Raw genomic sequence first — 19,049 nt, forward strand, 5'->3', positions numbered from 1 at the left:
AACCGCGGGGTCGACGCTCGCCTGATCGAGTGCGAGCGGCGAAGCTGCCGCGATGTGCATGGCGATCTGGCGACCGAGCGTGGCAAGCGCGGCTGCGTCGCCGGTCGACTCGAGCCCGATGATCACCCCGATCTTGCCGAGACCTTCGCTCACCGAATTGTGGACATACTGCCCGATCACGCCGTGCGCGACCTTGACCTCGGCCACGCGGCGCAGCGTCATGTTCTCGCCGATCGTGGCGATGGCGTTGGAGATCGCGTCCGCCACCGTGCCGCCACCGGGATAGGGGGCCGCCTTGACAGCTTCGGCATCGCCGCCCCGATCCGCCGCAACGGCAGCGACGTTGCGCACAAGCGCCTGAAAGTCGTCGTTGCGGGCCACGAAGTCCGTCTCGGAATTCACTTCGATCGCCACGCCGGTGTTGCCCTTGATGGCCACCGCAACGAGCCCTTCGGCAGCCACACGGCCAGCCTTCTTGGCGGCCTTCGACAGGCCCTTCTTGCGCAGCCAGTCGATCGCCGCCTGCATGTCACCGTCGTTCGCGGTCAGCGCCTGCTTGCAGTCCATCATGCCCACGCCGGTGGTCTCGCGCAGGTCCTTGACCATCACCGCTGTAATCGTTGCCATCTCTGAACGTCCTTCTGCCTGTCAGGGCGCGCGCGGAACAGCCATTGCCGCCCGCGATTCGCCGTCAGGAATCCGAAAACTTGATTGTTGCCGCCAAAACATTGCGGCCGGATGTCCCGGCCGCAATGGCTTGCGTTATTCCGCTTCCGCGGTCATCGCCTTGGCCTGGGCAACCCAGCCATCGGCGCGGCTCGGCAGACCGACTTCTTCGCCGATCTTGTGCGCGGTGTCGCGATCCAGTTCGGCCAGCTGCCAATAATGGAAGATGCCGAGGTCGTTGAACTTCTTCTCGATCGCGCCGGACACCCCGGTGAGCTTCTTGAGGTCGTCGGCGGTGCCGCGCGGCCCGGCCAGCCCCTGGAAGGCGGTGGCGGTGGGTACCGCGGCCGGCAGCTCTTCGCGCAGCGGGGCCACCGAGGCGCCGACGTCGAACCCGGAATCGCCCTGGGCGCGGGAAATGCCGTCGATCACCGCACGCGCGATCAGGTCGCAATACAGCGTGATGGCGCGGCCGGCGTCGTCATTGCCCGGCACCAGATAGGTGATGCCCTTCGGGTCGCAATTGGTGTCGACGATCGCCGCCACCGGGATGTTGAGCCGCTGGGCTTCCTGGATCGCGATGTCTTCCTTGTTGGTGTCGATCACGAAGATCAGGTCGGGCAAGCCGCCCATGTCCTTGATGCCGCCGAGCGAGCGATCGAGCTTGTCGCGCTCGCGCTGCAGGGTCAGGCGTTCCTTCTTGGTGTAGGCATTGGCGTCGCCGGAATTCAGCACCTCGTCGAGGTGGCGCAGCCGCTTGATCGAGCCGGAAATGGTCCTCCAGTTGGTCAGCGTGCCGCCGAGCCAGCGCGAATTGACGAAATACTGCGCCGACCGCTTGGCGGCTTCGGCGACGCCGTCCTGCGCCTGGCGCTTGGTGCCGACGAACAGCACGCGGCCGCCCTTGGCGACGGTGTCTGAGACCGCCTGAAGTGCGCGATGCAGCAACGGCACGGTCTGCGCCAGATCGATGATGTGGATGTTGTTGCGGGCCCCGAAGATGTATTCCGCCATCTTCGGATTCCAGCGGTGCGATTGGTGGCCAAAGTGAACGCCAGCTTCGAGCAGCTGACGCATCGAGAATTCGGGAAGTGCCATCGTGATATTCTCCGGTTGGTTCCTCCGGAAGCGTGTGAGCACAAGGGCTTGCTGCAGATAGCCTGCAGGTCGGCCCGGATGCCACCGGACGGCGTTGTTGCCATGCTTCCGTGTGAGATGGCGCGGTATATAGCCGGATTCTGCGCCAAAGCAAGGCAAATGGGCGGTTTGCCCTGGGCTGCGATCCCCGCGCCCCCCGGTTCGGGTCAGTGCGCCGTGGCCGGCATCCGGCCGCCCGCGGACAAGCGTAATCTTCATCAAGAGCCGGAGCGGCCGCCGCTGTCAGGCCAGCATCGGCGCTTCCATTAGCCCCAGATACCTCGCCATCGGCCTAAAATCGCTGTCATTATGCAACAACACCCTGCGGTTCTCGATGCACCAGGTGCCGATCAAGAGGTCGATCGTCTTGCGAATGGTGACGCCGCGCCGACGGAGTGCGCGGAAATTGCGGGCGGCCGACACCGCGATCGCATCGCCCCCGATCGGCACGATCTCGAACCGACGCAACAGGGCTTCGACCTGTCGGGCGTCCCGCTCGCTGGACAATCCCTGCAGCACTTCGCACAGCATCAGATCACCGACGATGACCTCATCGACACCGAGAGCTGCCCGCAGCCGTTCCACATGAGCGGCCTTGCGGCCATTGAGGAAGTCGATCCAGACGCTGCTGTCGACGACCATCAGCGCGCGCCTCGCCCGCTCCGGCTCCGGGCCAGATTGCCGCGCCAGCGGTATTGACCAAATGCCTGGCCCACCTCGCGCTGCTTTTTCAGGCGGATCATTAAGCGCAGCGCCTGCTCCACCGTGTCCTTTTTGGTGGCTTGGCCGGCCGCTTCTTGGGCTTCCGCCATCAGCGTGTCGTCAATTTCGATATTGGTGCGCATCGCCGGCGATCTCGCGAGCATGTGTACGCCTGAAGGATAGCATACACACGCGCCGCAGACAAAGCGGCTACACCGTCTGCACGTCGACCACGCCGGAGACCGCCTTGATCGCGCCGGCGATCTGCGGCGACACCCGGAACCGGCCGGGCAGTTTCATTTCCACCTCGGTTTCAAGGTCGAGCATCAGCACCAGCGTCACCTCGCCGTCGCCGCCCGGCCGCTTCGCCTCGCCGGCCGCGGCCGGCGCCGGCGCGTCGCCGCCAGCCTCCGGCATCTGCAGCCGCCTGGCGATGGACTCCAACGGCTTGGTGTCGCGCAGGAAGATCCGCAGTCCTTTCTGAGTTTTGGCGGCGGCGTCATCCAGCGGTTCGGCGTGCAGGATGCGGGCGCGGACGTCCTCGCCCTGCAGCTCGGCGCCGAGCTGCAGCAGCACCGCGCCGCCGGGCTCCAGCACCTCGCGATATTGCGCGAGCCCCTCGGAGAACAGCACCGCCTCGAAATGCCCGGTCGGGTCCGACAGCCCGAGGATGCCCATCTTGTTGCCGGTCTTGGTGCGCCGCTCCATCCGCGACACCACGGTTGCGGCGACCCGGCCGGCGGTGGCGCCGGACTTCACCGCGCGGCAGAATTCGGCCCAGGGCTGCACCCGCAGCCGCTTCAGCGCGGTGGCGTAGTCGTCCAGCGGATGACCGGACAGGAAGAAGCCGATGGCGTCGTATTCGCGGCGCAGCCGCTCCGCCGGCAGCCAGGCCTCGATCTGCGGCAGCATGATGGTCGGCGCATCGGCCATGCCGCCGAACATGTCGTCCTGGCCCATCGCCGCGGCCTCGTGGTGGCGCTGGCAGGCCGCCATGATCGCGTCGGCGCCGGCGAACACCGCGGCGCGATTGGGATTGAGCTGATCGAACGCGCCGGCGGCGGCGAGGCTCTCGATCACCCGCTTGTTGATCGCCTTCGGGTTCACCTTGGCGGCGAAGTCCGCCAGCGAGGTGAACACGCCGCCGCGGCGCGCCTCGACCATCAGTTCGACCGCCTGCGGCCCGACGCCTTTCAGCGCGGCGAGCGCGTAGAAGATGGTGCCGTCGGCGACCTCGAAGGTCGGACCGGAGCGGTTGACGCTCGGCGCCTCGACCTTGATGCCGAGCCGCTGCGCCTCGGCGCGGAATTCCGACAGCTTGTCGGTGTTGTGGATTTCCAGCGTCATCGACGCCGCCAGAAACTCCACCGGGTAATGCGCCTTCATGTAGGCGGTGTGGTACGACACCAGCGCGTAGGCGGCGGCGTGGCTCTTGTTGAAGCCGTAGTCTGCGAACTTCGCCAGCAATTCGAAGATGCTGTCGGCCTGCGCCTTGGGCACGCCGTGCTCGACCGATCCGGCGATGAAGCCGGCGCGCTGCTTCTCCATCTCGGCGCGGATCTTCTTGCCCATCGCGCGGCGCAACAGATCGGCCTGGCCGAGCGAGTAGCCGGCCATCACCTGGGCGATCTGCATCACCTGTTCCTGATAGATGATGACGCCGAAGGTTTCCTTGAGGATCGGCTCCAGCACCGGATGCAGATATTCCGGCTCCTCGTCGCCGTGCTTGCACGCGCAATAGGTCGGGATGTTGGCCATCGGGCCCGGCCGATACAGCGCCACCAGCGCGATGATGTCCTCGAAACGGTCGGGCCGCATGTCGACCAGCGCGCGGCGCATGCCCTGACTTTCCAACTGAAACACGCCGACCACGTCGCCGCGCCCGAGCATCGCGAAGGTGTCGGGATCGTCGAGCGGCAGCGTCGGCAGCGAAACGTGGATGCCGCGCTGCTTCAACAGCTTCACCGCGACGTCGAGCGTGGTCAGCGTCTTCAGGCCGAGGAAGTCGAACTTGACGAGCCCGGCCGGCTCCACCCATTTCATGTTGAACTGGGTCACCGGCATGTCGGATTTCGGATCGCGATACATCGGCACCAGCTCTGAGAGCGGGCGGTCGCCGATCACGATGCCGGCGGCGTGGGTCGAGGCGTGGCGGGTCAGGCCCTCCAGCCGCTGCGCGATGTTGAAGGCGCGCGCCACCACCGGATCCTCGTCGCGGAACGCCTGCAGCTTCGGCTCGCTTTCGATCGCCTGCTTCAGCGTCACCGGCGCCGCCGGATTCTGCGGCACCAGCTTGGTCAGCTTGTCGACCTGGCCGTAAGGCATCTGCAGCACCCGGCCGACGTCGCGCAGCACGCCTCTGGCCTGCAGCGTGCCGAAGGTGATGATCTGCGCCACCTGGTCGCGGCCGTAGCGGCGCTGCACATATTCGATCACTTCGCCGCGGCGGTCCTGGCAGAAGTCGATGTCGAAGTCGGGCATCGAGACGCGTTCCGGATTGAGGAAGCGTTCGAACAGCAGGCCGAAGCGGATCGGGTCGAGGTCGGTGATGGTCAGCGCATAGGCCACCAGCGATCCGGCGCCGGAGCCGCGGCCGGGACCGACCGGAATGCCGTTTTCCTTGGCCCATTTGATGAAGTCGCCGACGATCAGGAAGTAGCCGCCATATTGCATCCGGGTGATGATGCCGAGCTCGAATTCCAGCCGCGCGCGGTAGTCCTCCTCGGTGGCGCCTTTCGCCACGCCGTGCACTTGCAGCCGCTTGATCAACCCCTGCTCGGCCTGCGCCCGCACTTCGTCGGCTTCTTCGCTGGCCGCGGCGGCGGCGTGGCTGCCGGTGCCGGCGCCGCGCGTGAAATGCGGCAGGATCGGCTTGTGGGTGCGCGGCCGGTAGGCACAGCGCTCGGCGATGTCCACGGTAGAGGCCAAGGCTTCCGGCAGGTCGGCGAACAGCACCGCCATTTCCGCCCGGGTCTTGAAGCGGTGATCCGGGGTCAGTTGCGGCCGGTCGCTCTCCGCCACCAGCCGGCCGCCGGCGATGCACAACAGCGCGTCGTGCGCCTCGTAATCGTCGGTGGTGGCAAAATACGGCTCGTTGGTCGCCACCAAGGGCAGGCCTTTGGCGTAGGCGAGATCGATCAGCGCCGCCTCGGCGCGGCGCTCGGCGTCGACGCCATGGCGCTGCAATTCGACATAGAGCCGGTCGCCGAACAACGCGGCCAGCCGGTCGCAGCGGGCCTCGGCCAGGGCGGCGTGGTCGCCGTTGAGTGCCAGCGCAATCGGCCCCTCCGGGCCGCCGGTCAGCGCGATCAGGTCCTCGGCGTCGCCGGTCAGCCAATCGAGCTTGATATGCGGCGTCTGGTTCACCGGGGTTTCCAGGAACGCCCGCGAATTCAGCTTGATCAGGCTGCGGTAGCCGCGCTCGCGGGTCGCCAGCAAGACAATGCGCGACGGCGTCGCCGCAAGCGCGTTGCGGGCGTTGGGATCCTGGTCGCCGAAATCGATTGCCAATTCGCAGCCGGCGATCGGCTGGATGCCGTAGCCCGCCATCTTTTCGGAGAATTCCAGCGCCCCGAACATGTTGTCGGTGTCGGTCAGCGCCAGCGCCGGCTGGTGGTCGGCCTTGGCCAGCTCGCACAGCTTGGCGATCTTGATCGAGCCTTTCAGCAGCGAATAGGCCGAATGCACGTGCAGATGAACGAATCCGGCATTGCTCATGGCGCGGCATCAAATCCAGGACAGCTGAGGACGGCGGCGACCGCGATGGCGGCGGTCGACTCGCCTTTTATGGTGCGTCCGCGCGGCCGGCCTGTAAACCGGCACCGCAGCCACCGTGCCCGCTGTCCCCAGCCCGGTTCAGAGCTGCGGGATGACCTGAGCCCAGACCGCGATCATTCCCACGAACAACACGATGGACGTCAGCGCCGCGGCCTCTTCAACGAAGGTCTTCAACATCTCTGCCTCCCGGGTTGGAACATAACCAGAACATTGTTCTTGATCCGTTCCAGAGTCAAGCGGCGGAAAAGCCCGAGGCGTCGCGATGGCTGACAAAGTGTAAATCGCGCCGCGACCACAGCGCCGGCGCTGCGACCGGCGACCACGGATGGCACCTGCGCGGCGAAGTGAGTTGACGCCGCGCCCAAGGAGCGGCTTGCTCCGGATCTGGAATCACGGACGGCTGCGGCCGGTTGGAGGATAAAATGCGTGCTGCACTTTTGGCTTTGCTGGCGCTCGGCGCCGTGTCGGCGATCGACACCACGCCGGCCGAGGCCCGGGACTATCCGTTCTGCATCAAGGGACAGGACTATGATCAGGTGCTGGGCGACTGCAGCTTCGCGACCTACCAGCAGTGCCAGGCCACGGCGTCGGGGCGTTACGCCTATTGCGACAGCAATCCGTATTACAGCTATGGCGCCGTCGAACCGGAACCGCAGCCGCGCCGCAGCCGGCGTCATGCGCGCGACTGATCGATTGGCTTATATGTGCGGCGCGATCTTGGAGAATCGAATGGAGGCGGCGATGCGTGCAGGTCTGATTTTGCTGGGCGTCCTCGCCTTCCCCTCGACGCTGCTGGCCCGCGACTATCCGGTCTGTCTGCGGGTCTACCAAACCTATGTCGATTACTACGACGAATGCGCCTACACTTCGATCCCGCAATGCCAGGCGTCGGCCTCCGGCCGCGCCGCGCAGTGCCTCGAGAACCCGTTCTACGCGGCGCCTGCGCCGCGCCCGGTGGCGCCGCGTCCGCGGCCGCATCGGCGTCACCGCCATCGTTGAACGGGATGTTGCCGCTCGCCGCGTTGCTCCGCCGCGCGGCTAATCGAGTTCGACCACCTGGCCGTCCTGGATCGAGACCCGGCGGTCCATCCGCCCGGCCAATTCCATATTGTGGGTGGCGATCAGCATCGCCACCTGGGTAGCGCGCACCAATTGCATCAGCGCCTGAAACACATGGTCGGCGGTGTGCAGATCGAGATTGCCGGTCGGCTCGTCGGCCAGCAGCACCCTCGGTGCATTGGCCACCGCGCGCGCGATCGCGACCCGCTGCTGCTCGCCGCCGGACAGTTCCGCCGGGCGGTGGGTGATGCGATCGCCGAGCCCGAGATAGGCCAGGATCTCCTTGGCCCGCTCGATGGTCTCGGCCCGCTTCAGGCCGCGGATCATCTGCGGCAGCATGACGTTTTCCAGCGCTGAGAATTCCGGCAGCAAACGGTGCGACTGATAGACGAAGCCGATGTCGGTGCGCCTGATCTGGGTGCGTTCGGCGTCGCTCAAGCCGGAGGTGGCGGTGCCGCCGACATAGACCTCGCCCTCGTCGGGATGCTCGAGCAATCCGGCGATGTGCAGCAGCGTCGATTTGCCGGCGCCCGACGGCGCCACCAGCGCCACCGACTGGCCGGCCCACAGCGCCAGCTTGGCGCCGTTGAGGATGGTCAGGATCGACTCGCCCTGCATGTATTGCCGCTTGACGTCGTGCAGATAGACGACCGGAACCTCTTCGGCGACCTCCTCCATCGGCGTGCTCACTCGTACCTCAACGCTTCGACGGGATCGAGCTTGGCGGCGCGCCACGACGGATACAACGTGGCGAGGAACGACAGCGTCAACGCCATGATCACCACCGCGGCGGTTTCGCCGATGTCGATTTCGGCCGGCAGCCGCGACAGGAAATACAATTCCGGCGAGAACAATTCGGTGTTGGTCAGCCAGGACAGGAACTGGCGGATATTCTCGATGTTCAGGCAGACCAACAGCCCGACCAGAAACCCGGTCAAGGTGCCGACCACGCCGATCGCCGCGCCGGTGATCAGGAAGATCCGCATGATCGAGCCCTGCGAGGCGCCCATGGTGCGCAGGATGGCGATGTCGCTGCCCTTGTCCTTCACCAGCATGATCAGCCCGGAGACGATGTTGAGCGCCGCCACCAGCACGATCAGCGTCAGAATCAGGAACATGACGTTGCGCTCGACCTGCAGCGCGTTGAAGAAGGTGGAATTGCGCTGCCGCCAGTCGACCAGGAACACCGGCCGCGCCGCCGCCTCGGTGACGCTCTTGCGGAAGCCGTCGATCTTGTCGGGGTTGTTGGTGAACACCTCGATCGCGGTGACGTCGGAGGCGCGGTTGAAATAGGCCTGGGCCTCCGGCAGCGGCATGAACACGAAGCCGCTGTCGTATTCCGACATCCCGATCTCGAATACCGCGGTGACCTTGTAGGGCTTGATCCGCGGCGTGGTGCCCATCGGCGTCACCGCGCCGCGCGGCGCCACCAGCGTGATGCTGTCGCCGGCGTGCAGCGACAATTGGTCGGCGAGCCGTCGCCCGATCGCCACGCCCTGGCCTTCGTCGAAGCCTTCCAGCGTGCCCTGCTTGATGTTCTTGGCGATCGAGGTGAGGTTGTTGAGGTCGTCGGCGCGCATGCCGCGCACCAGCACGCCAGACGCGTTGAACGGCGACGACGCCAACGCCTGGCCGTCGACCACGGGCGCCGCGAGCCTGATGCCGGCGACGCCGGAGATCCGCTCGGCGACGTCCTTCCAATCGGTCAGCGGGCTTTCCAACGGCTGCACCAGCAAGTGGCCGTTGAGCCCGAGGATCTTGTCCAACAGCTCCTTGCGGAAGCCGTTCATCACCGCCATCACGATGATCAGCGTGGCGACGCCAAGCATGATGCCGAGGAAGGAAAACCCGGCGATCACCGAGATGAAGCCCTCCTTGCGACGCGCCCGCAGATAGCGTCCGGACAGCAGCCACTCGAATGGCGCGAAAGGTGGGGTTCGAACTGGCTCGCTCATGGCTTCATCCATAGTCCGAATCTCACACGATTCGGGCTTATTCTAGCCTCGCCGTCGGCGCCGTCGCGAGCGCGCGGTGGATAAGTCGTTATGACGTCAGCCGTGCCACCGCGTCGGCCGGCGTCACGTTCTCCCGCGAGCCGTCGGCGCGGCGCTTCAATTCGACAGTGCCGTCGGCCAGCCCCTTCGGCCCGACCAGGATCTGCCACGGAATGCCGATCAGGTCGGCGGTGGCGAATTTCGCTCCGGCACGCTGGTCGGTGTCGTCATAGAGCACGTCGACGCCCTTGGCGGTGAGCTCGCGATACAGCGCTTCGCAGGCGGCGTCGGTGTCGGCTGAGCCCTGCTTCAAATTGAGGATCGCGGCGCGGAACGGAGCCACCGCCTCCGGCCATTTGATGCCGTTCTCGTCATGGCAGGCCTCGATGATGGCGCCGACCAGCCGCGACACGCCGACGCCGTAGGAGCCGCCATGCACCGGCACGTCAACGCCGTCAGGGCCGGCCACCAGCGCCTTCATCTTGTCGGAATATTTGGTGCCGAAATAGAAGATCTGGCCGACCTCGATGCCGCGGGTGTTGAGCTTCTTGTCGGCCGGCACTTCGCGCTCGAAGCGCTCGACGTCGTGGACGTCCTCGGTCGCGGCATAGACCGAGGTCCATTGCTTGATGATCGCGGTGAGATCGCCGTCATAGTCGACGTCGTCGCCGGGCACCGGCAGGTTCAGCACGTCGCTGTCGCAGAACACCCCGGACTCGCCGGTCTCCGCCAGCACGATGAATTCGTGGGAAAGATCGCCGCCGATCGGGCCGGTTTCGGCGCGCATCGGGATCGCCTTCAGCCCCATCCGCGCGAAGGTGCGCAAATAGGCGACGAACATCCGGTTGTAGGATTTGCGCGCCGCGGCCTCGTCGATGTCGAACGAATAGGCGTCCTTCATCAAAAATTCGCGGCCGCGCATCACGCCGAACCGCGGCCGCTGCTCGTCGCGGAATTTCCACTGGATGTGGTAGAGATTGAGCGGCAGGTTCTTGTAGGAGCGGACATAGGCGCGGAAGATCTCGGTGATCATTTCCTCGTTGGTCGGCCCAAACAGCAATTCGCGCTTGTGGCGGTCGGTGATGCGCAGCATCTCCGGGCCGTAGGCGTCGTAGCGGCCGCTCTCGCGCCACAGGTCGGCCAATTGCAGCGTCGGCATCAGGCATTCGATGGCGCCGGCGCGGTTCTGCTCTTCCCTGACGATCTGCTCGATCTTCTTCAGCACCCGCAGGCCCAATGGCAGCCAGGCATAGATGCCGGCGGCCTCCTGCCGCATCATGCCGGCGCGCAGCATCAGCCGATGCGAGACGATTTCCGCCTCCTTCGGGGTTTCCTTCAGGATCGGCAAAAAGAACCGCGACAATCGCATGGGGATACTCAAGAATCGGTGGGACAAGGGCGGACGGCAGTGAAACCGGATTGAATGCCAAAACACAAGGGCGCGGCCGCAGCAAGGCGGAAAACCCCGCGGCCGGCGGTGCTGCGCTGCAGTCAGGGCAGCTCGATCGGCGTCTCGACCAAGAGTTTGTCGAAATCGTCGACCAGGATGCCGAGCCCGAGCATCCAGCGGCCCGACAACGGCGCGGTCAGCGTCGCCCGCCAGCGACCATCGGCAAGCCGCCGCGCCGGCGCGGTCACCGGCTCGATCTGCAGCTCCGGCCGCGCCAGCGTCACGCTGACCGCCTGCGCCGCGAACGGCTGAGCGCCGGGCGTGGTCAGCGCGACGGTGATTTCGGTTGTGCCGGCGACCGACGCGACGCCGACCTGCGCCAGCACCCGGTCGCTGCGGATCTCGGTGGCGCGGGGCAGCACCGCTGCGGCAGCCGCGGCCGGCGGCGGCGTGAAGCGCCACAGACCGACCACGCCGAGGATCATGGCGACCAGCGCCAGCTCGACCGCGATCGAGCGCCGCAACAGCCGCCGCGCCACGCGGTCGTCGCCGTCGATCCGCGGCGTCAGCCAGATCCGGTTGCCGGTGGCGAGTGCCAAGAGGCCGAGCACCAGCGCCAGCTTGCCGGTCAGCACCAGGCCATAGTCGCTGCGCCACAGCGCATCGAGCCGCGGCAGCTCGATCAGCGTCAGCGCGACGCCGCTGCCGAGCAGCGCCGCCACCGCCCACGGAACGCTGTCGGAAAACCGCCGCAGCACCGGCAGCGCCGCCGCGCCCGGCGTTCGCAGCGCCGCATAGAGCGGCAGCAGCGCGCCGATCCAAAACGCCAGGCTGACGCCATGCACAAACACCGCGCCCGCCGCGAGCGCCCGCGGCGTGGCGCTGGCGGCGTGGCCGCTCAGCGCCAGCGTCGCCCCGACGCACAGCATCGCTGCGGCGGAGAGCCCCCTCGCCGCGCCGCTCCGCCGCGATAACGAGAGCAGTCCGAGGCATAGGCCGAGCGCGGCGACGCCCGCCGACCAGCCGAACGAGCCGCGCAGCCCGGCGCTCCATACCGCGGTCGACGCCAGCGCGCTCGCCGGTGCCTCCAGCGCGTCCAGTCCCTGCAGTCCGACCGCCGCGCCAAGCGCGAGCAGTGCGGCGACGCAGACCGTCGCGCAGACGGCGGCCCCGCGGCGGCGACCGGGCGGCCGCAGCCAGGCTACGAAGAACGCGCCGCCGATGCCGACGAACAACCCGATCTCGAGCACCAATTGCGCGGTCCAGATCGCCGCCTGCCGCGCCACCACATTGCCGCGCGCGAGCTGCGGCGCGGCGGCAGGCCTCGCGCCGATCGAAAAGCCGAACGAGCCGCCGACCGGGTGGCCGTCCTCCGACATCACCCGCCAACTGACGAGATGCGCGCCGGGCCGTAACGGCGCGGGCGGCGTCACGATCAGCGTCGTCCCGCGCCGCGCGATGGTGCTGAGGTCGATCGCCCGGCCATCGCTCTCGATGATCCGCACCATGAGTGGGGTGACTTCGTCGCTGAAGCTCAGCGTCAGCGTCGCCGGCGCGGTGGCGAGCACCGCGTCGGCGACGGGATCGGTCGCGACCAGGCTGGCATGCGCCAGCGCCAGGCCGGGTTGCGCCAGCGCCAGCGCGATCCAGAGCAGCGGCCGCGACAGCCACAATGCGCCGCGTTGCGCCTTGCCGACGCGCCGGCTCACGGCGCCTTCGGCTTCAGCCGCAGCGCCGGAGCCGGTTCGTGCAGCTTGTCGGCGGATTGCCCCGCCGCAGGGACCTCGATCCAGCGGTTCACCCCCTGCTCGCATTCCTGCACCACCGGGAAATACAGCGTCTGCCCCGCACCGTCGGGCGTCTTCATCTGCAGGCCGAAGCTGTCGTAGAGATGGTCCGGCAACGGGCCGCCGCGCCAAGACACTTCGTCGATCACTTCGGTAACGGTCTTGCCGTGCAGCCCGGCGAGCGGAGCGTCGAGCGTGCGTTTCTTGATCTCGACGTTCCAGCCCGGCTTCATCTGCGGCTTTACTGACAACACGCCGTTCGGGATCTTGACCCGCACCGCGACCGTGGCACTGCCGTCGCAGCCATGCGCGACATTCAGCGCGGCCTCGACATAGCTGCCCGCAGGCACTTCATTGGGGCGAATGGTGACATGGGCGTCGGCCGCGGTCGAACCAAGGCCGACGACGACCGCCAACAGCGCACCCCGCGCGCAACACATCGTCATCATCGCGCGGCTCATTTCGACATCTTCATGCCGGAGTGATCGGGCGCCATCTTGTGCGCGTCGCCGCTGGCGGCGGCCGGCGCTTGGGCGCCGACGCCCTGCACGTCGAGCGTGACCGCGACCTTGCCGGCCTTCTCGAAACTCAGCGTCACCGGCACCTGCTCACCCTGCTTCAGCGCGCCCTTGAGTTCGAGCAGCATCAGATGATAGCCGCCGGGCGCCAGCTTGACGCTCTGCCCCGGCGCGATTGTGAGCCCGTTGTCGAGCGGCCGCATCGTCATCACGCCGTCGGCCATGCTCATCTCATGCAGCTGCACCTTGCCGGCGATAGCGGCCTCGCCGCCGATCAAGCGATCCGGCGCCGCGCCCTTGTTCTCGATGGTGAGATAACCGCCGGCCACCGTGGCGCCGCCGGGCGTGGCGCGGCTCCAGGCCTGGGTGATCGACAGATCGCCGGCCTTGACGTCTTCGGCTTGCGCGGCACAGGCCGACGCCAGCACGACAGCGGCGCAGGCTACGACACGGGACATCATCTTCATCGGAGGCTCCTTCTTTGACAGTGTTCAGAACTTGATCTTGACGTCGGCGACATAAGTGCGCCCGGGGAACGGATGAAACAGCGTGTATTGCGTGTTGCCGACATTATCGATGCCGAAATCCGCGGTCGCGGTCTCGGAGAACTTATACTGCGCGCGCAGATCGACCACGGTAAAGCTGTCGAACGCACCATAGACGTTGGAAATGATATCGGTGTTGTCCAGCGTGGAATATTGCTTGCCGCTGTAGCGCAGCGCCGCGGTCAACGCCCAATAGGCGTCCGGCCGATAGGTGGCGCCGAGCGTGGCGCGCCAGTCCGGCACATAGGGCACCCGCTTGCCGGTCGCGGTGGTGCCGGTTGAACTGACGAAATCCGGATCGCTGATGATTCTGGAATCGACATAGGTCACGCTGCCGAACATTTCGAGGCGGTCGATCAGCACGTTGTCCTTCTGCACCGCGAGTTCGACGCCGCGATTGCGCACCGCATCGACATTGCTGAAAAACGTGAAGATCGTGGTGCTGCCGGCGACCACCCCGGTCTGCGAGATCAGCGCGTCGCGGACGTATTCGTGGAATAGCGACAGCCGCACCTTGCCGTCGGTGAAGCGCCGCTCCAGCGCCAGCTCCTCGCTCAGCACGTTTTCGGGCGTCAGATTGGGATTGGGGAATTGCAGATTGGTCCCCGAGGAGACGATCTGGTACAGCTCCGACACAGTCGGAAACCGATAGGCTTGGCCGAACGACGCCGTCGCCAGCCATTGTTTCGAAGGCTCAAAGGCGAGCGAGGCCTTGGGCGAGAACCGGGTGGCGTCGAGCTCCGGCTGCAGCTTCGCCGAACTCGACAGGATGGCGCCGGCGGCGCTCTGCGCGGTCTGCAGATTAGTGCCGTCATAGGCCTTCCAATCTTCCAGCCGGCCGCCCAGCGTCAGCTTCAGCGCCGGCGCGAATCTCCAGGCGTCCTGCAGCCACCGCGCCGCGGTGCGGGTGGTGCCCTGGCCGCTGCTGTAGAGCGCCGCGGTTGAATCCGACCCGCTATTCCAGGTCGGCGTCGCATAGGTCGGGTTGTTGAGGAAATAACGGTCGGCATGGAGGCCGAAGGAAATTTCGTGGGCGTCGTTCGGCCGCCAGATCGCCTTGGCGTCGCCGTTCATCCAGTTGGTGCCGTCGAGCCGCGCGATCTTGCCGTTGCTGGAGAACCCCGCCGCGGCGCTGCCGGCGACCACGGTGTAGGGATTGCGCTGGATGTCCTCAAGCCAGTCATAGCGCGACACCGAGAGGTCGAAGTCGAAACTGCCCTTGGTGTCGGATTTCACCGACAGCGAATTCGCCAGATGCTGTTCGTTGAGCGTGTAGGCGCTGGCGGCGAAGCCTGCGACCCCGCCGAAGGTGGTGACGCCGGCGGCATTGCGCAGATAGCTCTCGACCCGGGAATCGGCGTCGTTCGACCAGTAGCCGATCGCATACACCGCCTGCACCAGCGGGGTGATGTCCCAGGCGAACTTGCCCTTCAGATTAGCCATTTCGGTGTGCAGCAGGCCGCCCGCGCCGACCACATTGGCGACCGCGCCGGTCTTGTTGAGTTGCGGGATGGTGCCGCTGGACCCCGCCGGGGTGGTGGCGGTGGTGATCCAGGACAGCGGCTGGCTGAAACTGTTCTGGACATTGCCGCTGAGGAAATACGAGAAGTTGCCGCTGCGGTCGCCGAGCGTGACGCTGGTCTGGTCGGTGCGATAGCTGCCGGAGGTGTTGTAGCGCTCGAAGCTCTGCAGGCTCTCGACCTGCTTGGCGGTGAACTCCAGCTTGTCCGGCATCCGCGTGGTGATCAGCAGCACCCCGCCCATCGCATTGCCCGGATAGGCCGCCGCGAACGGGCCGTAGAGAAAATCCACCCGCTTGATTTCCTCCGGCGCCACCAGCCCCCAGCGCGGCGCGCCGATGGTGTTGTTGTTGCCGATCAGCGCGCTGATCAGAATGTCGTCGACATAGACCAGATTGCGCGCGCTGGAGTTGATGCCCCAGCTCCGCGTCGCCAGCGTCGGCTGGGTGTCGCCGTTGTTGCGCTTGCGCACGAACAGGCTCGGCAGGTACTTCACCGCGTCCTCGGAATCGACGACGTTGACCTTCTGCTCGATCTCGGCGGCGGTGACGCTCGCCGCGGTCTGCGGCAGTTGATAGGTCTGTTTGATCGGCGGCGTGCCGGGCGAGGTGTTGGGCGCCTCGCCGCCGCCGGGCTGCGGATTGACCACCACAGTGGTGACAGGCCGGCTGGGCCGCGCCGGCGCCAGCCGCCTCGGCTTGGCGGCGGGTTTCTTGGACCGCGCCTCGACATTGATCTGCGGCAGTTCGCCGTCCGAAGTTTGCGCAGGCGCCGTTGCTGGCGCGAGAATGAGCAGCGCGGCCAGCAGCGTGCCGGAGCCGTTCAAGGATCTTGGGCGTCCCATGGAAATCGTCCCGATGCCGGCGCGCGGGCCGGCTCACTGAGGCGTCAATGAAGCAGGCCTGCGCCTTGCTCCGTGCACTACGACGTCAGATCAGGAGACTGTCGGAGGCGCCCGCGCCTGGGCGTTGGAGCCACCGCGCAACGGCGGTGGCGCCGCGATCGGCTGCAGCCAGACCACGCGCTGATACTGCCGCTGCAGCGTGACGAAGCCCGGCGTCGGCGGCGTGAGCGCGCCGCCGCTATTCTGCGCCGCGGCGCAGAACGCGCAGCATTTGCTGTCCGGCGCGGTGCTGCCGGCGGGCGTCGCCGGCGCATCGGCGCCGTGCAGCGCCGAGCAGATCGCGGAGATCGAGAGTGGGTCGGCGATGGTCTGCGCCACGGCACGAAACGCCGCGATCGGTGCGATCAACTGCACCAACAAGGCCATCGCAACGAGGGGAAGATATCGTCCCAACCGTCGGCGCATGATCGCAGCCACCTCTCTGACGACGTCGGTATCATGTCAAAATACCGCTGTCGAGCCGTCACGCGCCAGCGCCCCGGCGCGGCGAAATTGTAAAGTCGTCTTGACAATCGCGTCGTGCGCCGCGGGCATGCTGAACCAAAACGCCAATTCCGGACGCGCTGTTTCGTTCCCTGCAAGCCTGAATTTTAAACAATCGTTGCCGTAAATGATGACAAGTCAAAACAGATCAGCTACCAATTCAAGGCAGGCTAACCGCAAGGTCGTAGTCTGGTGGTCCAAGTCTCGGGAGGAGCCCTGACGCGCACAAGCAGCGTCACCCGTCAAATCAACGATAGATCTCAAATCAGCACGGACAATAGGGTCGACACGGTTTTTCGAGCAGGGCTTATCCCCCTGCTCTTTTTTTTGAAGATTTTTTGGAAGACGTCGCGCGCGTAGTAAGCGCGTTGCCGGCGTTACAGCGGAATGCCCATCAACTGGGTCAGCCGCTCGATGTTGAAATAGCCGGCGCGGTAGGCCAGCATCGCTGCGCCATAGATCAGTGAGGAAATCACCGTCGTCCACAGCGCCTTGCGCAACATCAGCGCGTGCACCGGCGCGCCGGGGTCGTTGCCTGGGCTCTCCGGCTCGCCGCCGCTTTCGGCCTGGTTGCGCACGCCGAACGGCAATGTCGCGAACAGCACCAACCACCACAGCACGAAGTAGATCGCGAGCGCGGTGGAGATGCTGTACGCCATCGCTCAGGCCTGCTCGATCTCGACCAAGGCGCCGGAGAAATCCTTCGGATGCAGGAACGGCACCGGCTTGCCGTGCGCGCCGATCTCGGGCTGCGGCACCGCGGCGGACATCTCCGCGCCGAACGCCGCACCATAGATCCTGGCGGCCTGTTCGGCATCCTGCACCGCGATCGCCACGTGGTTGAGCCGTCCCAGCATCCGCCTCTCCGTCTTCGGCTCAAAGCCCGCCGCGGGCGTCAGACTGTCAGCACGTGAACGTAGCACAATGGCTTCTTGCCCCATTGCTCGTTGAGCGCCGAACGCACCGCGCGCCGCACCGATTCGCCGACCGCATCGGGATCGCGCCGCCGCGCTTTCGGCAGCCCCTCCACGGTGTTGACCACGAGGTCGAACACCAGATCGCCGAGCGGCTCGCCCGCCGTATTCTTCTCCGGGACGCCGACCAGATCGACCTCGGGGTCGTCGGCCAGTTCGCCCTTGGCGTCGAGTGCGATCGCCACGAAGGCGCAGCCGGCGAAGGCGATCTTGCGGCGCTCGACCACGGCACGCGACTTGGCGTCCTCGAGGATGCTGCCGTCCTTGTAGAGCCGCCCCGACGGCAGCTGCTCGATGATCGCCGGATCGCCCGGCCCGAGCCGCACCAGATCGCCGTTGACGCAGGTCAGCACCTTGGGCACGCCGCAGGCCCGCGCCAGTTTCGCGTGTTCGAACAGGTGCAGCGCCTCGCCATGCACCGGGATCAGCAATTGCGGCCGCACCCAGGAAATCATCTCGCGCAGTTCGTCGCGCCGCGGATGGCCGGAGACGTGCACCAGATGGGTACGGTCGGTGATCACCTCGATGCCGAGCTTGATCAAGCTGTTGATGATGCCGCCGACCGAGCGCTCGTTGCCGGGAATGGTGCGCGAGGAAAAGATCACGCAGTCGCCCTTGTTCAGCGTGACCTGCGGGTGGTCGTCATTGGCGATCCGGGCGAGCGCGGCGCGCGGCTCGCCCTGGCTGCCGGTGCACAGCGCCAGCACCTTGTCCGGTGGAAAATGCCCGTACAGATCAGCGCCGCGGAAATTCTGCACGCCGTCGAGATAGCCGGTCTCGCGCGCCACCTGCACCACGCGCTCCATGGCGCGGCCGACCACCACCACTTCGCGGCCGACCGCGCGCGCCGCATCGGCCACCGCGCGCAGCCGCGCGACATTGGAGGCAAACGTCGTCACCGCGACCCGGCCCTTGGCGTTCTTCACCAGTTCGGCGATGGTCTTGGCAACCTCGGTCTCCGACGGCGAGGTGCCGTCGCGCACCGCGTTGGTGGAATCGCCGATCAGCGCCAGCACGCCCTCGTCGCCGAGCTCGCGCAAGCGGCGCTCGTCGGTCGGCTTGCCGATGATCGGGGTCTTGTCGATCTTCCAGTCGCCGGTGTGCAGCACCACGCCGACCGAGGTGCGGATCGCCAGCGCATGCGCCTCCGGAATCGAATGCGCCACCGGAATGAATTCGACGTTGAACGGGCCGACGTTGATCTTGCCGCCGGACGGCACCACGGTGACCGGGATCTTCGGCGGATTGCGCTCGGCCTCGCATTTCGCCCGGAACAGCGCCGCGCTGAACTGGGTGGCGTAGATCGGGCACTTCAGTTTCGGCCACAGATCGATGATGGCGCCGAAATGGTCCTCATGGACGTGGGTCAGCACCAGCCCGACCAGGTTCTTGCGCTCCTTCTCCAGGAAGCGGATGTCCGGCATGATCAGATCGATGCCGGGCAGATGTTCTTCGTCGCCGAACGACACACCGAGATCGACCGCGAGCCATTTGCGCTGCGAACCTTTGCCGATGCCGTAGAGGTAAAGGTTCATGCCGATCTCACCGACGCCCCCCAAGGGTGCGAAGGTGAGTTCATCCGGTCGTGTCATA

The 19,049-nt window shown here is 66.3% G+C and carries 18 protein-coding genes; 2 read left to right on the forward strand and 16 right to left on the reverse strand.

Going from position 1 to position 19,049, the window contains the following annotated elements; translation table 11 throughout:
• The 5 genes from tsf to dnaE form a co-directional block, all read right to left on the reverse strand.
• The coding region (tsf, locus tag VGC77_RS02020) for a translation elongation factor Ts (protein WP_331169891.1) at window positions 1–627 on the reverse strand (627 nt) is incomplete at its 3' end.
• A gap of 135 nt (window positions 628–762) precedes the next feature.
• Window positions 763–1,764 (reverse strand): 30S ribosomal protein S2, encoded by a 1,002-nt coding sequence (locus tag VGC77_RS02025; RefSeq protein ID WP_331169892.1) that lies wholly within the window; start codon window positions 1,762–1,764, stop codon window positions 763–765.
• 282 nt (window positions 1,765–2,046) lie between these two features.
• The gene (vapC, locus tag VGC77_RS02030) at window positions 2,047–2,445 is read right to left on the reverse strand and encodes a type II toxin-antitoxin system VapC family toxin (RefSeq protein WP_331169893.1); all 399 of its coding nucleotides are present in this window, start codon (window positions 2,443–2,445) and stop codon (window positions 2,047–2,049) included.
• Complete coding sequence (locus VGC77_RS02035) at window positions 2,445–2,648, reverse strand: type II toxin-antitoxin system VapB family antitoxin (protein WP_331169894.1); 204 nt, start codon at window positions 2,646–2,648, stop codon at window positions 2,445–2,447. The genes vapC and VGC77_RS02035 overlap by 1 nt, the downstream gene beginning before the upstream one ends.
• Before the next feature lie 67 nt (window positions 2,649–2,715).
• Window positions 2,716–6,222 (reverse strand): DNA polymerase III subunit alpha, encoded by a 3,507-nt coding sequence (gene dnaE, locus VGC77_RS02040; RefSeq protein ID WP_331169895.1) that lies wholly within the window; start codon window positions 6,220–6,222, stop codon window positions 2,716–2,718.
• Window positions 6,223–6,704: 482 nt separating this feature from the next.
• Between dnaE and VGC77_RS02045 the strand changes: the two genes are divergently transcribed.
• Window positions 6,705–6,971 (forward strand): DUF3551 domain-containing protein, encoded by a 267-nt coding sequence (locus VGC77_RS02045; RefSeq protein ID WP_331169896.1) that lies wholly within the window; start codon window positions 6,705–6,707, stop codon window positions 6,969–6,971.
• A 52-nt stretch (window positions 6,972–7,023) separates the two neighbouring features.
• Complete coding sequence (locus tag VGC77_RS02050; protein WP_331169897.1) at window positions 7,024–7,281, forward strand: DUF3551 domain-containing protein; 258 nt, start codon at window positions 7,024–7,026, stop codon at window positions 7,279–7,281.
• Between the two features lie 39 nt (window positions 7,282–7,320).
• Here the strand turns inward: VGC77_RS02050 and VGC77_RS02055 are convergent, their stop codons facing one another.
• The 11 genes from VGC77_RS02055 to VGC77_RS02105 all read right to left on the reverse strand — a co-directional run bounded on the left by VGC77_RS02055 (window position 7,321) and on the right by VGC77_RS02105 (window position 19,048).
• On the reverse strand, window positions 7,321–8,019 hold the full coding sequence (locus VGC77_RS02055; RefSeq protein WP_331169930.1) for an ABC transporter ATP-binding protein: 699 nt from the start codon (window positions 8,017–8,019) through the stop codon (window positions 7,321–7,323).
• Window positions 8,020–8,027: 8 nt separating this feature from the next.
• Complete coding sequence (locus VGC77_RS02060; RefSeq protein WP_331169898.1) at window positions 8,028–9,308, reverse strand: lipoprotein-releasing ABC transporter permease subunit; 1,281 nt, start codon at window positions 9,306–9,308, stop codon at window positions 8,028–8,030.
• Window positions 9,309–9,384: 76 nt separating this feature from the next.
• The gene (gene proS / locus VGC77_RS02065; RefSeq protein WP_331169899.1) at window positions 9,385–10,704 is read right to left on the reverse strand and encodes a proline--tRNA ligase; all 1,320 of its coding nucleotides are present in this window, start codon (window positions 10,702–10,704) and stop codon (window positions 9,385–9,387) included.
• Between the two features lie 122 nt (window positions 10,705–10,826).
• Window positions 10,827–12,434, reverse strand: a complete 1,608-nt coding sequence (locus tag VGC77_RS02070; protein WP_331169900.1) for a FixH family protein — start codon at window positions 12,432–12,434, stop codon at window positions 10,827–10,829.
• A complete protein-coding gene (locus VGC77_RS02075) occupies window positions 12,431–12,973 on the reverse strand; it encodes a YcnI family protein (protein WP_414709595.1) in 543 nt (180 codons plus the stop codon). The genes VGC77_RS02070 and VGC77_RS02075 overlap by 4 nt, the downstream gene beginning before the upstream one ends.
• A complete protein-coding gene (locus VGC77_RS02080; RefSeq protein ID WP_331169901.1) occupies window positions 12,970–13,497 on the reverse strand; it encodes a copper chaperone PCu(A)C in 528 nt (175 codons plus the stop codon). The genes VGC77_RS02075 and VGC77_RS02080 overlap by 4 nt, the downstream gene beginning before the upstream one ends.
• A gap of 24 nt (window positions 13,498–13,521) precedes the next feature.
• A complete protein-coding gene (locus VGC77_RS02085) occupies window positions 13,522–15,939 on the reverse strand; it encodes a TonB-dependent receptor (RefSeq protein WP_331169902.1) in 2,418 nt (805 codons plus the stop codon).
• Between the two features lie 90 nt (window positions 15,940–16,029).
• Complete coding sequence (locus VGC77_RS02090) at window positions 16,030–16,404, reverse strand: DUF2946 family protein (protein WP_331169903.1); 375 nt, start codon at window positions 16,402–16,404, stop codon at window positions 16,030–16,032.
• Window positions 16,405–16,859: 455 nt separating this feature from the next.
• Window positions 16,860–17,141, reverse strand: a complete 282-nt coding sequence (locus tag VGC77_RS02095) for a DUF1467 family protein (protein WP_331169904.1) — start codon at window positions 17,139–17,141, stop codon at window positions 16,860–16,862.
• A 3-nt stretch (window positions 17,142–17,144) separates the two neighbouring features.
• Complete coding sequence (locus VGC77_RS02100; RefSeq protein ID WP_331169905.1) at window positions 17,145–17,339, reverse strand: VOC family protein; 195 nt, start codon at window positions 17,337–17,339, stop codon at window positions 17,145–17,147.
• Window positions 17,340–17,377: 38 nt separating this feature from the next.
• On the reverse strand, window positions 17,378–19,048 hold the full coding sequence (locus VGC77_RS02105; RefSeq protein WP_331169906.1) for a ribonuclease J: 1,671 nt from the start codon (window positions 19,046–19,048) through the stop codon (window positions 17,378–17,380).
• Window position 19,049: the final 1 nt, after the last annotated feature.

The organism is Rhodopseudomonas sp. (assembly GCF_036404135.1).
Lineage (GTDB): Bacteria > Pseudomonadota > Alphaproteobacteria > Rhizobiales > Xanthobacteraceae > Rhodopseudomonas_A.